Origin of the sequence: Chryseobacterium panacisoli, assembly GCF_008274625.1 — a bacterium.
In the GTDB taxonomy this organism is placed as follows: Bacteria; Bacteroidota; Bacteroidia; order Flavobacteriales; family Weeksellaceae; genus Chryseobacterium; species Chryseobacterium panacisoli.
The window spans coordinates 107,042-119,971 of record NZ_VTRU01000004.1; the positions used below are offsets into that span (position 1 = coordinate 107,042).

Here is a 12,930-nt window from a genome sequence, read left to right on the forward strand (position 1 = left end):
TTGTCTACTAACTGTATAGATTAAGCCGTTTTGATGCTGTGGAAACTTTAGAATAACTTTGCATCAAACTCATTTTTTTATGCATACAAGAATTGTTTTCAATTTTCTAGCCATCTTCTTATACTGTCTGTTTTCTGCACAGACCTATGAAATTCAGTATACCAGCTCATATAACGGAAAAACGAATACTGACCATCCCTCCACTATCGTTTGGGTTAATGAGAAAGAAAATTTCATCCTCAACAGTACCATCAAAGAACAAAAAAGCAGCTTCCCTTATGAAATCACGAAGGTAGAAAAGCCATCAAACACTATTGTTTCATATGCTTTTTTAAAACCGGGATCTATTATTTCAACATCAGATGCTGAGTCTGTAGGAAAACAGGATTTTGAACTGACCAATGAAACTAAAAAGATTTTAGGGTACACATGTAAAAAAGCGGTTACTAAAGTTAATTCAAATACCATTGAAGTCTGGTACACTAATGACTTGAAGCTAAAAGGTGGGCCTTCTGTTTTAGGACAGAATTTAGGTCTGGTTCTGGAAGTGGAGAGAAATAAAAACTCCTTAATTACGGCGAGTTCGATCAAAAAAATAAAAAATACCGGAATTGAAAATATTATAAAAGGAAACATACAGACAACAGATCAGTTAGGATATAAAGATCTACTCTGGAAAAGCAGATTTACTACGCTGAATGTTTTTGAAAATGAAACCATCAATTTCTCCGATGCCTCAAAATCTGATGACCAGATAAAAAGATATGCCAACGGAACCATCATTCTTAAAAAAGTAAAATTCCCTGCGATTACAGAAGGAGAAAATATTTTTGTAGAACTGAAGCAGCAATCAAATGGAGATGCTTATGACAGAACCGGAACAGTATTTTTCATTCCTCAGGATAAAGAAAAATCTTTTTTTGATGGATTGGAAAAAGGGGCAAAAACACTTCCTGTCTACGAAAATGGCAACGGAAAGCAATATTACGGAATAACAACTACGGACAGCTATAGTCCCGTCATGGAAATGATGAGATTCTTTACCGCTTTTGGAATTCAGAAATTCAATCATATTCAGCTTAAAGGAAAAGACTGGCAGACTATCAGCCCTTACCGCCAGGATATTACAGAGCTAAAACCTGCATTATCCGGAAAAGAACTTTGGGTAGGTACATTTATTGGTAACTATGACAAAGGCGGTCATAAAGTGAGCCTTGATATCACCATTCACAAAAGTGATCAGACGGTTAATAAAAACAATACAGCGATCCCATTATTCAATACTTTAAATATTATGGAAATGGCCGGACAGGACTACTCTACCATGTTCAGTCAGGATAAAGGACTCCTTGTCAATTTCACTTTAGATAAAGATTTGAAAAACGCACAGCTAAGATATACGACTACCGGACATGGAGGCTGGGAAAACGGAGATGAATTTGTTCCTAAAGCCAATTCTATTTTTGTTGATGGAAATCCGGTATTTTCATTCGTCCCATGGAGAACAGACTGCGGTTCGTACCGCTTGTACAATCCGGCATCAGGAAATTTTCAGGACGGTCTTTCTTCATCAGACCTCAGCAGATCAAACTGGTGCCCGGGAACGGTTACCAATCCTAACTTCATTCCTCTTGGGGATCTGAAAGCTGGAAAGCATACAATTCAGATAAAAATTCCTCAGGGAGCTTCCGAAGGAACAAGTTTCAGTTCATGGAATGTTTCGGGAACGTTACTAGGGGTACAATAAAAACAAAACCTTCTTGCATGAGAATTGCAAGAAGGTAAAAACACAAATGATGAAAAAAAATTATTTCGAGCCACAAAGTAAGGGTTAAAATTCATATAATTAATTACCATAGATTAATAAATATGTCATTTTTATTTTGTATGAGAAAATCATCAATTCCGCCTCAACGAAAAAAATTAATCAAAAACACGTTAATCTCCACAAATAGTTAATATTTTAAACTTAAATAAATTAATTAATTAAAAATTTTCACTTTTAAATATTTTTTATTGTTATTTATAAACATCCCTTCTACTTTTGTTCCATAAATAATAAAAATCATGTGTGGAATTGTATGTTTATTTGATGCCCAACAGAAAACTGAAGTATTAAGACCTCAGGTTTTGGAAATGTCAAAAAAAATCCGTCACAGAGGACCGGATTGGAGCGGAGTTTTTCAGGATGAAAAAGTAATTTTCTCTCACGAAAGACTTGCTATTGTAGATCCTACTTCTGGAAAACAACCTTTATTTACAAAAGACGGAAAAGTAGTATTAGCCGTAAACGGTGAAATCTACAACCATAGAGAATTAAAAGAAGAATTTCCTGATTATGAGTTTCAGACTCAATCTGACTGCGAGGTAATCCTTGCCCTTTACAGAAAATACGGAAAAGATTTCGTTGAAAAACTGAACGGGATTTTTGCCTTCGCACTATATGACACTGAAAATGACATCTACCTTATTGCCCGTGATCATATGGGAATATGCCCTCTTTATCAAGGCTGGGACAAAAACGGAAACTATTATGTAGCTTCCGAATTGAAAGCACTGGAAGGAGTATGTAAAAAAATCGAAACATTCTTACCGGGCCATTTCGTTTACAGTCCGGACGGTGCTGAGCTTCAGCAATGGTATAGAAGAGACTGGGACAGCTTTGATCATGTGAAAGAAAACGAAACAGATATCGCAAAATTGAGAAAAGGCCTTGAAGATGCTGTTCACAGACAACTGATGAGTGATGTTCCTTATGGAGTGCTTCTTTCCGGAGGTTTGGATTCATCAGTGATTTCAGCGATCACTGCAAAATTTGCCCGCCAGAGAATCGAAAGCGGAGATACACAGGAAGCATGGTATCCAAGACTTCATAGCTTTGCTGTAGGACTTGTAGGTTCTCCGGATCTGGCGGCTGCACAAACCGCTGCAAAACACATCGGATCTGTTCACCATGAAGTTAATTTTACTGTTCAGGAAGGACTGGATGCTGTACGTGATGTCATTTACCATCTGGAAACCTATGATGTTACAACAATCAGGGCATCCACCCCGATGTATCTTCTGGCAAGAGTCATCAAGTCTATGGGAATAAAAATGGTGCTTTCAGGAGAAGGCTCAGATGAATTATTCGGTGGCTACTTATACTTCCACAAAGCTCCGAACGCAAAAGAATTCCATGATGAAACCGTAAGGAAATTGGGTAAACTTCACCTGTACGACTGCTTAAGAGCCAACAAAGCGCTAATGAGCTGGGGAATTGAAGGCAGAGTCCCTTTTCTTGATAAAGAATTTATGGATATTGCCATGACTCTTAACCCAAAAGATAAAATGATCAATACAGCGGAAGGAAAAATCGAAAAATGGGTATTGAGAAAAGCATTTGAAGACATGCTTCCTGATTCTATTGTCTGGAGACAGAAAGAACAGTTCTCGGATGGTGTAGGCTATTCGTGGATCGATACTTTAAAGGAGGTTGCTGAAAAAGAGGTAACGGATGAAATGATGGCAAACGTAAGATTCAGATTTCCACTAAACACTCCTCAAAACAAAGAAGAATACAGATACAGAACTATTTTTGAAGAACATTTCCCAAGTGAAACAGCAGCTGCTACCGTACCTTCTGTTCCATCAGTGGCATGCTCCACTCCAATCGCTTTAGAATGGGATGAAGCATTCAAAAAAATGAATGACCCAAGCGGAAGAGCGGTGAAGGTACATGAGACATCATACTAGCGTTGATTAGTGAATCGTCAATGGTCAATTCGCTGCGCTTGTTAATTATGTGGGGCGGGTTTCGAGATTCGAGATTAAGAACCATCAATACGGAAGTGTTTTCTGTTTGTGGTAAATCATTCACCATTCACTTTGCGAAGCAAAATTCACCATTGATATTTATTTTCATCGCATCAAACCCCTAACTTCCTCAGTTATAATTTATCAATCCTGTAGCAATACAGGATTTTCTTTTGAATTAACAATAACAATATAGCATAATTTAACTGACAATCCAAAATAATATCTAATAAATAATTATATTTGGAAAACGAAAATATCAATTATAAAAAAATGAGAAGAAACCTTACTGTTTTATTTGCCTTATTAGCCATAAGTTTTGCTTTTGGACAAGGAAAATATGGCAAATATCTGAATTCAAAGAAGCTTGCTTTGGCTTATAAGAGTGTGAAAGATCAAGATAAAGATGATTACTATCAACAATTCTACTGGCTTGTAAAAGCAGAGCAGCTAAAAACGTATCCTCACCTTAAAGATATAAAACCTGTTGTTTTATATGAATTTGTAAAATATGTAAACCCTCAGAATCCAACAAAAAAATTGGATGACAGAGGCAAAGAGCTTAGAGCAACTGCAGAATTATCTTTAAATCAGTATTTTAAAAATAAGAAATTTGAAAACAATTCTGTTTTGATGTACAATCTTGAAACCTATGTAGATCCTTCAAAAGGTCAGTACTACACAAAGGTTGATCCTGAGAAAATCAAGGAACTTGTACCGAAAGAATTATTTGCTTTCAACTCTTTCAACAGAAATATGGGAGAGGAAAAGACGTATTATCTTTGGATTGATAAGAAAAAAGATGATTTGAATATCGTAGATATTATTCCTAGCGAAAAAGAAGATAAAGCTTTCTACACAAGACTGAAACAATATCTTCCAAGCTATAAGTTTTCAAAATATGTTCCCAGTGTGAAAAAAGGAAACAAATCTGATAAAACAGATATCGAATATTATTATATCATGCCATTTGAGCAGAATACCGATAACATCGAATACAAAACAAAGGATTTCAAAACTTTTACTTTAAGCCAGTATAGAAAAGCCGGTGATGAATGGAAAGGAGTAGAAAAACCTAGAAAATAAATCAAAAAGTCCTGTGAAATCTCACAGGACTTTTTTAATTTTATATGGATTTCTTTATCTAAAGATCGACCTGCTTAAAGCAAGCAGATTCTTCAAATAAAATAAGTCTGGACGTTTTTTAACGGTTCAGCCTATACAAAATGACAGAAACAAGTACACCACAGACATCCATAAAGAAAATACTCCCTTTAATTCTGGCTACCGCTATTTTTATGCAGATGCTGGACTCAACCATTCTGAATACATCACTGCCTTCTATTGCAAAAGATCTGCATGAGTCCCCGCTTAATATGCAGAACGCAATTATCAGCTATGTTCTTACATTAGCTGTTTTCATGCCGGCCAGTGGATTTTTGGCAGACCGGTTCGGGACCAAAAAAGTATTTATTTTCTCGCTGGTATTGTTCAGTTTAGGTTCCTTGTTTTGTTCCCTGTCTCAGAATCTTACCCATCTCGTTATTTCAAGAGTTATTCAGGGAGTCGGAGGAAGCTTAATGACTCCCGTCGGAAAGCTGGCACTGATCAAAACTTTTGATAAAAGCGAACTGCTCAAAGCAATGAACTTTGCCATTATTCCAGCACTTATTGGCCCTGTACTCGGACCGTTAGTTGGTGGTTATATGGTAGATTATCTTTCATGGCACTGGATATTTCTGATCAATATCCCGATTGGTATTTTAGGAATTCTTTTAGGATTAAAATTCATGCCCAATTATAAGTCGGATGATGTTGATTTTGATTTAAAAGGCTTTTTAATTTTTGCAGCGGCTTCCCTCCTGCTTTCCGTTTCACTGGAACTTTTTGGGGATATGCAAAATATCACCCCTGTCCTGCTTGTATTTATTATGGGATTCCTGTTCCTGTATTATTATTACAAACATGCAAAAAGAGGAGGAAATCCTATCTTCCCGCTAAACCTTTTCCAGGTAAGAACTTTCCGGGTAGGTATTGTGGGAAACCTGGCTACCAGATTAGGAATCAGTTCTGTTCCGTTATTGCTTCCCCTGATGATTCAGATTGCGTACAAACAGTCAGCAGTAACTTCAGGCTGGATCATTGCACCCATGGCTTTAACAGCGATCTTCGGAAAATCATCTGTGATTAAAATTCTGGATAAATATGGCTATCGTCAGACTTTAATGATCAATACATTCATCATCGGAACGCTGATCTGTCTGCTTGCTATACCTGATATCCACACTTCCTTGTATTGGTTTATTCCAATTATTGCAATCTTGGGGTTTTTCAACTCTATACAGTTCACCTCTATGAACACCATTTCTATTGCTGATCTGAGGAATTTCCAGACAAGCAGCGGAAACTCTTTAATTTCTGTAAATCAGCAGCTGGCTATCGGTTTCGGAATTGCATTCGGACTGATTGTTTTAAAGCTGTTTGAAAATACAGATCTTATTAACGGTGAAATCCACAATGCCTTTCGACTTACATTTCTCACGGTAGGAATATTAACGATTTTATCAGGATTTGTTTTCAGAAGACTGCACATTTCGGATGGGAAGAACATGAAATCGAAGGAAGATTAAATACAAAAAGATGAAACTTCAAAGCATAAATATGCAGTTTCATTATTTCATTATACTTCGTCTTTTCATCCTTCTACGAACTTAACACAGATCAATGCTTTTCGCATATAAGTATGGTAATTTTGTTAACATAATCAACAATGTGATGGCAACTAAAAAAATAGAAATCGTAGTATCTCCAAGACCTGCACACTTTGTAGGCGATGGATTCAGGGTTCACAATTTTATTCCAGGAGTACCTGGATTGGATATGAAAAGGATGGACCCGTTTATTATGCTTGATTACAATTCAAAATTTCATTTCAATGGTTCAGACAGACCAAGAGGCGTGGGAGTACACCCGCACAGAGGTTTTGAAACAGTAACGATAGCGTATAGCGGAAAAGTAGAACACCATGACAGCGCTGGCGGCGGCGGTGTTATAGGAGAAGGCGACGTTCAATGGATGACCGCAGCAAAAGGAGTTCTTCATAAAGAATACCATGAAACAGCATGGGCAAAAGAAGGAGGAATCTTTCAGATGGTTCAGCTATGGGTAAATCTTCCTGCAAAAGATAAGATGAGCTGCCCGAAATACCAGGCTATTGAAAACTCCACGATGGAAAGAGCAGATTTAGGTGAAAATGGTTTTATAGAAATAATTGCCGGCGAATATAACGGTCATAAAGGTCCTGCAAGTACTTTCACACCGGTTCATATGATGAATGCCAAGCTTAAAGCAGGCGGAAAAGCTGATTTTAATTTTCCTGCCCATTTCAATACCGCAGCTTTGGTTATTGAAGGAAGCATTATCGTCAACGGTGAAGAGACAGTGAAGGCTGATCACTTTGCCTTGTTTAAAAATGAAGGTGAAACATTCACTATTGAAGCAAAAGAAGATGCTGTTGTTTTGATCATCAGCGGTGAGCCTATCAATGAACCGATCTATCCTCACGGCCCTTTTGTAATGAATTCCCGAGAGGAAATCATGCAGGCTTTTGAGGATTTCAACACCGGAAAGTTCGGATATCTTGAAGATTAAAAGAATTAAATTTATCTTAATCTTAGATAATTCCTTTTTTTATTAACTTTATATAATGGCAAACCTTATAGGTTTTGAAAACCTGTAAGGTGTAGCTATTGCAATCAATAAGCTTTGCTTTATTACAGAAAGCAGACAATCCTTAATTCAAAAATTATGAAACCGGAATTTGAAAATATACCTCTTGTAAAAGCGGAAAAAAGATTTGAAATAGAATTTAACGGGCATTATGCATTCATTGATTATCGTGAGACAACACACCAGATTGCTTTGGTACACACTGAAGCAGACCCTGAGCTGGCAGGCACAGGTGCAGCAGCGGCTGTAGTTGAGAAAACCCTCAATTATATTGAAGAAAGCGGAAAAAAGCTTCTTCCCTTCTGTCCTTATGTTTTTGCTTTTATCAAGAAACATCCTGAATGGAAACGTATCGTGGATGAGAAATTTGAAGGATATGACAAACTTTAAATTTCCTGTAAAGCCAATCAATTTATTTAAATAACATTTTAAAAGTATCACATCATCATGTCAAATATTGGACTTATCATTGAAGAAAAAGCAGCAGATATCGGAAATTTTCTGGTAGGAAGACTTCTCCCTTTCCGTGAGAAAAGAGCAGTTGGGCCTTTTGTTTTTATCGATCACATGGGACCTTCAGAATTAAAGGATTATCAGAACCTTGATGTTCCACCGCATCCCCATATCGGATTATCTACATTAACGTATTTGCTGGAAGGTTCTATTTTCCACAGAGACAGTATCGGAAGTGCTCTTGAAATAAAACCAGGAGCCGTTAACTGGATGACTGCCGGAAAAGGCGTTGTACATTCGGAAAGAACCCCTGAATATTTAAGACACACCGATAAGAGACTTCATGGATTCCAGATCTGGGTAGGACTTCCGAAGCATCTTGAACAGTCTGAGCCAACTTTTCATCATATTGAAGCTGATGAGATTCCGGTTTGGGAGGAAGATGGCATTCAGTATAAACTAATTGCCGGTGAAGCATTTGGCAGAACATCTCCGGTTCCTGTACACAGCAAGTTATTTTTTATCGAAATAAAAACAAAAGGTGCCAAGAAAATAAGCATCGGAAAAGATCTTTACGGAGAAGCAGCAATGTATGTTCTGGATGGAACCGTTACCACAGAAGGAAATTCCTATGGTTCAAAACAGCTGATGATCGCTAAAGATACTAAGCTTTGCGAGTTTGATATGAGCGAAAACGGAACAGTTTATCTTTTCGGAGGCGAGCCATTTGATGAAGAACGTTTTATCTTCTGGAATTTTGTTAACTCTGATAAAGAATTACTTGATCAGGCAAAAGTAAACTGGAACGACCAGAATCACGATGCCTTCCCTTTGGTTCCGGGAGATGAAAATGAATATGTTCCGCTTCCTAAGGCTATTTTAAACAGAAAATAATCTCAGTTCAGACAATCAAACATGAAAATATTAGCATTTGCCGGAAGTACATCTTCCACTTCCATCAACAGGGAACTGGTAAAGTTTGTTCTGAAAGATTTTCAGGACGAGGAAATCAATCTGATTGACCTCAACGATTTCACTATGCCTGTATTCTCTGTAGACCTTGAAAAGAAAGGGTTTCCGGATGAAGCTCATCATTTTTTAAAAGCTATTGAAGAATGTGATGTGATCATCTGCTCTCTTGCTGAGCACAACCGTTCTTACAGCTCGGCTTTTAAAAATGTTTTTGACTGGTCCTCAAGGATCAATGTAAAAGTATTCCAGAATAAACCGATGCTTTTGATGAGCACCTCTCCAGGAGGCTATGGCGGAGGAAATGTAATGAATACGGCAAAAACATTTTTCCCACAGTTTGCAGCAGATATCAAGGATACTTTTTCATTGCCTAAGTTTTATGAAAATTTTGATATGGAAAGCGGAGTCATCAATCCGGATATGCTGAATGATCTGAAAGGTAAAATACAGAACTTTAAAAATCAGGTCAAAGCAAATGACTAAAGGAAGACTAGAGGCGTTCAGTGATGGTGTTCTTGCTATTATTATCACCATTATGGTACTTGAACTGAAAGTACCGGAAGGAAATAGCTGGGCCAGTCTTAAACCTCTTCTTCCTAAGTTTCTGGCTTATATTTTCAGTTTTATTTATGTAGGAATCTACTGGAACAATCATCATCATTTGTTTCAGACGGTAAAAAAAGTAAATGGAAGCATTCTTTGGGCCAATCTCCACCTTCTGTTCTGGCTTTCTCTGATGCCTGTGGCTACGGAGTGGATCGGAACAACCGGTTTTGCTAAAAATCCTGTTGCTGTATATGGGATCGGGCTCATTATGGCGGCAATTGCCTATACCATTATGGAACATGTCATTATCCGGTGCGAGGGGGAAGATTCAAAGCTGAAAGAGGCCATTCATTCTAAATATAAGGAATATATCTCTATTGTATTTTATGTCCTGGGAATCGCTACTTCATTTTTTTATCCTTATATTGCCATAGGTTTTTATTATATCGTGGCTCTCATATGGCTGATTCCGGACAGAAGAATCGAAAAATCATTAAAAGAAAATTAATATGGAAACACACGAATATCCCAACGGTAACATCACCGTCATCTGGCAGCCTCAAAAGTGTATCCACTCGGCTGTATGCGTAAAATTGCTTCCAAAAGTCTACAATCCTAAAGAAAGACCTTGGATAAAAGCAGAGAATGCAAGTCCGGAAGAACTTAGAACACAGATAGACCAATGCCCTTCTGGTGCATTAAGTTATAAATTCAATACAGAAAAATAATGGCGGTAACGGTAAAAGCAAGTTTAGGAAAAACAAAATATTATACAGAAGTAACAGCCGGCGAAAATAAGATCATTACAGATGAACCTATTGATAAAGGCGGGCAGAACAAAGGTCTTAACCCAATGGAAATTCTGGCTACATCACTGGCAAGCTGTACAGCAGCTACGTTGAGAATGTATATTGAAAGAAAGGAATGGGATATAGAAAACATCAATGTAGAAGTAGAGCTTGAAAATTTCCCACTAACAAAAAGAGCAGTTTTCAAAAGAGACATCAGCTTTGAAGGTATTCTTGATGATGAGCAGCTGAAAAGACTGCACACCATTGCTGATGCATGCCCAGTTCATAAAATATTAACCAACGATATAGAAATACTAACTAAATTCTCATAATATGATCGAAGTAAAACAAAACAACGACGAGAAACACGGAAGTTTTGAAGCTTTCATAGATGGAAGTCGCGCAGGAATGATGACGTATACCTGGGCGGGAGAAGAAAGATTTATTATAGACCACACCGAGGTGGAAGAAGCCTACAACGGAAAAGGTGTAGGCAAGGAAATGCTTCTGGCTGCAGTGGATTTTGCCAGAAAAAACGGGAAAAAGATTATTCCCCTCTGCCCTTTCGCTAAGGCAAGTTTCCAGAAAAGTGAGGAACTTCAGGATGTTTTGGTGAATTAAGCACTGTTTTCCACCCCTTATCATACAAACCTTTCAGAGTATTTCTGGAAGGTTTTTTTATGCAGTTATTTTATTTTCAATACCAGATGCTCTCTTAACACAAAGTTTATTTTGAATTATATCAAATTTTAAGCAGGCAAAGATGAATCAATTTTTAATCGATTTGATGAAGCAAACTGTTATTATTAACTCAGAAAGACAGAAGAGCAAAGTTACTTTCAGTGATATACCCGTTGTCACTATAAAAAGATGAAAATATAGAGAATAATTGCTTTTATGAAGTTCATAACTTCCTACTTCCTGCGCCAAGCTTCAAACCTTTCTGAAAATACAGGTTTTATCCTGAGCTTAGATCACTTTCAAAAAAGTAATTGTATAAAAATTGTGTCTGAACTAAATTCATGATTCACGACTGATCTTTTTTATATATTTGCTAAAATTTAAAAATCAAGCATGAATTCAGGAACTATCCTTTTGCTATTTGTTTTCATCTATTTTATCGGCCTTTTGGTGATTTCTTATTTCACCAGCCGGAATTCTGATAACCAGTCATTTTTTATCGGTAACAAAAAGAGTAAATGGTGGCTCGTTGCATTCGGAATGATAGGAACCAGCTTAAGCGGGGTTACTTTTATTTCTGTTCCGGGAACTGTAGGAAAAATGACCGGCTCCGAATATATCTACGGAGGTTTTGAGTATTATATGATGGTCATCGGGTTTTTCATCGGATATTTTATCGTTGCAGCAATACTGCTCCCACTTTACTATAAGATGAACCTTACCTCTATTTATACCTATCTGGGGAAAAGATTCAATGTGGAAGCCCATAAAATAGGTTCTATCTTCTTCATTATTTCAAGGGCAATTGGTGCTACGGCAAGATTATATCTGGTGGTAAACGTTTTACAGATATTTTTGCTTGAGGGGCTGGGTGTTCCATTTTGGGTAACGTCTCTTGTTCTTTTGCTGATGGTACTTCTGTACACTTTTGAAGGAGGGGTAAAGACGATTGTCATTACAGATACGCTGCAGACTTCTTTTATGATTATCAGTCTTGTAGCGTGTATCGTTTATATTTTATCGAATCTGAATTTATCATTTGGAGAAGCCTATACTATTCTGGAACAGAAAAACTATACTCATTTCATCAATTTTGACCCTAATTCCAAAACCTTTTTCCTGAAAACAATTCTGGGCGGAATTTTTATTACGATTGCAATGACGGGACTGGATCAGGAAATGATGCAGAAAAATATCTCTGTAGACAATCTTAAGAATTCAAAGAAAAATATGCTGACCTTTGCAGGAACACTTCTTATTGTGAATCTTGCCTTCTTATTCCTGGGAGGATTGCTTTATCTTTTTGCATTACAGCACGGAGCAGAATATGGAACTCTGAATTCTGAAACAGTGACGAATATTTTCGGATTTAAGGATAATGCAGGAAACATCAAAAATATAATGGGAGACGACCTTTTCCCGGCTTTATCACTTCAAGGGTATTTTCCAATGATGATTTCCGTTATTTTCATTATCGGATTGATCTCAGCGTTATTCCCTTCTGCAGATGGTGCTTTAACGGCTGTAACAAGTTCGTATTGTGTAGATTTATTAAACCTTAATGAAGATAAAACCAGAACTGAAAAAGAGAAGAAACGTCTTCGTATGAAAGTACATTTGATCTTCACGGTAGTTTTCTTTATTTTAATCATGGTTTTCAAATCATTGAATGACAAATCTATTGTTTACCTGATCATGGAAATTGCAGGATATACTTACGGACCGCTTTTAGGGCTTTTCGCTTTTGGAATTTTCACAAAGTTTCAGATCTCCAGAAAATACTCCATCCTCGCAGTGACTATCTTAGCACCTGTTCTTACCTATTTGATCAACCTTGCTGTTACCACTTATACCGATTACAAAATTGGTGTGGAACTTATTGTTCTTAACGGACTTCTGACCTTTATTGGTCTGTGGCTGGTAAAAAACAAAAACTATTTAAAAGTCGTTTAATCTTTATAAA

Annotated in this window: 13 protein-coding genes; all 13 read left to right on the top strand. The window is 37.1% G+C overall.

The window, feature by feature from the left end:
• The first annotated feature begins 79 nt into the window (after nucleotides 1-79).
• The 13 genes from FW781_RS16125 (at nucleotide 80) to FW781_RS16185 (ending at nucleotide 12,920) form a co-directional block, all read left to right on the top strand.
• Nucleotides 80-1,747, top strand: a complete 1,668-nt coding sequence (locus FW781_RS16125) for a GLPGLI family protein (RefSeq protein ID WP_149388374.1) — start codon at nucleotides 80-82, stop codon at nucleotides 1,745-1,747.
• 320 nt (nucleotides 1,748-2,067) lie between these two features.
• Nucleotides 2,068-3,735 carry an asparagine synthase B gene (asnB, locus tag FW781_RS16130; RefSeq protein ID WP_149388375.1) on the top strand — a complete coding sequence of 556 codons (1,668 nt, stop codon included), beginning with the start codon at nucleotides 2,068-2,070 and terminating at the stop codon, nucleotides 3,733-3,735.
• A gap of 303 nt (nucleotides 3,736-4,038) precedes the next feature.
• Nucleotides 4,039-4,881, top strand: coding sequence for a hypothetical protein (locus FW781_RS16135; protein ID WP_228720217.1), 843 nt, complete (start codon nucleotides 4,039-4,041; stop codon nucleotides 4,879-4,881).
• 140 nt (nucleotides 4,882-5,021) lie between these two features.
• Nucleotides 5,022-6,425, top strand: a complete 1,404-nt coding sequence (locus FW781_RS16140; protein ID WP_149388376.1) for an MFS transporter — start codon at nucleotides 5,022-5,024, stop codon at nucleotides 6,423-6,425.
• 145 nt (nucleotides 6,426-6,570) lie between these two features.
• A complete protein-coding gene (locus FW781_RS16145) occupies nucleotides 6,571-7,446 on the top strand; it encodes a pirin family protein (protein WP_149388377.1) in 876 nt (291 codons plus the stop codon).
• Nucleotides 7,447-7,602: 156 nt separating this feature from the next.
• Nucleotides 7,603-7,914 carry a GNAT family N-acetyltransferase gene (locus tag FW781_RS16150; protein WP_149388378.1) on the top strand — a complete coding sequence of 104 codons (312 nt, stop codon included), beginning with the start codon at nucleotides 7,603-7,605 and terminating at the stop codon, nucleotides 7,912-7,914.
• Nucleotides 7,915-7,971: 57 nt separating this feature from the next.
• Nucleotides 7,972-8,871, top strand: a complete 900-nt coding sequence (locus FW781_RS16155; RefSeq protein ID WP_149388379.1) for a pirin family protein — start codon at nucleotides 7,972-7,974, stop codon at nucleotides 8,869-8,871.
• A gap of 21 nt (nucleotides 8,872-8,892) precedes the next feature.
• A complete protein-coding gene (locus tag FW781_RS16160) occupies nucleotides 8,893-9,432 on the top strand; it encodes an NADPH-dependent FMN reductase (RefSeq protein WP_149388380.1) in 540 nt (179 codons plus the stop codon).
• Nucleotides 9,425-10,003, top strand: a complete 579-nt coding sequence (locus FW781_RS16165) for a TMEM175 family protein (protein ID WP_149388381.1) — start codon at nucleotides 9,425-9,427, stop codon at nucleotides 10,001-10,003. Before FW781_RS16160 ends, FW781_RS16165 begins: the two co-directional genes overlap by 8 nt.
• A 1-nt stretch (nucleotide 10,004) precedes the next feature.
• Nucleotides 10,005-10,223, top strand: coding sequence for a (4Fe-4S)-binding protein (locus FW781_RS16170; protein ID WP_047373661.1), 219 nt, complete (start codon nucleotides 10,005-10,007; stop codon nucleotides 10,221-10,223).
• Nucleotides 10,223-10,618: an OsmC family protein gene (locus tag FW781_RS16175; RefSeq protein ID WP_149388382.1), complete on the top strand. Its 396-nt coding sequence runs from the start codon at nucleotides 10,223-10,225 to the stop codon at nucleotides 10,616-10,618. The genes FW781_RS16170 and FW781_RS16175 overlap by 1 nt, the downstream gene beginning before the upstream one ends.
• 1 nt (nucleotide 10,619) lies before the next feature.
• On the top strand, nucleotides 10,620-10,907 hold the full coding sequence (locus FW781_RS16180; RefSeq protein ID WP_172625744.1) for a GNAT family N-acetyltransferase: 288 nt from the start codon (nucleotides 10,620-10,622) through the stop codon (nucleotides 10,905-10,907).
• A 453-nt stretch (nucleotides 10,908-11,360) separates the two neighbouring features.
• The gene (locus tag FW781_RS16185; protein ID WP_149388383.1) at nucleotides 11,361-12,920 is read left to right on the top strand and encodes a sodium:solute symporter; all 1,560 of its coding nucleotides are present in this window, start codon (nucleotides 11,361-11,363) and stop codon (nucleotides 12,918-12,920) included.
• Nucleotides 12,921-12,930 lie beyond the last annotated feature (10 nt).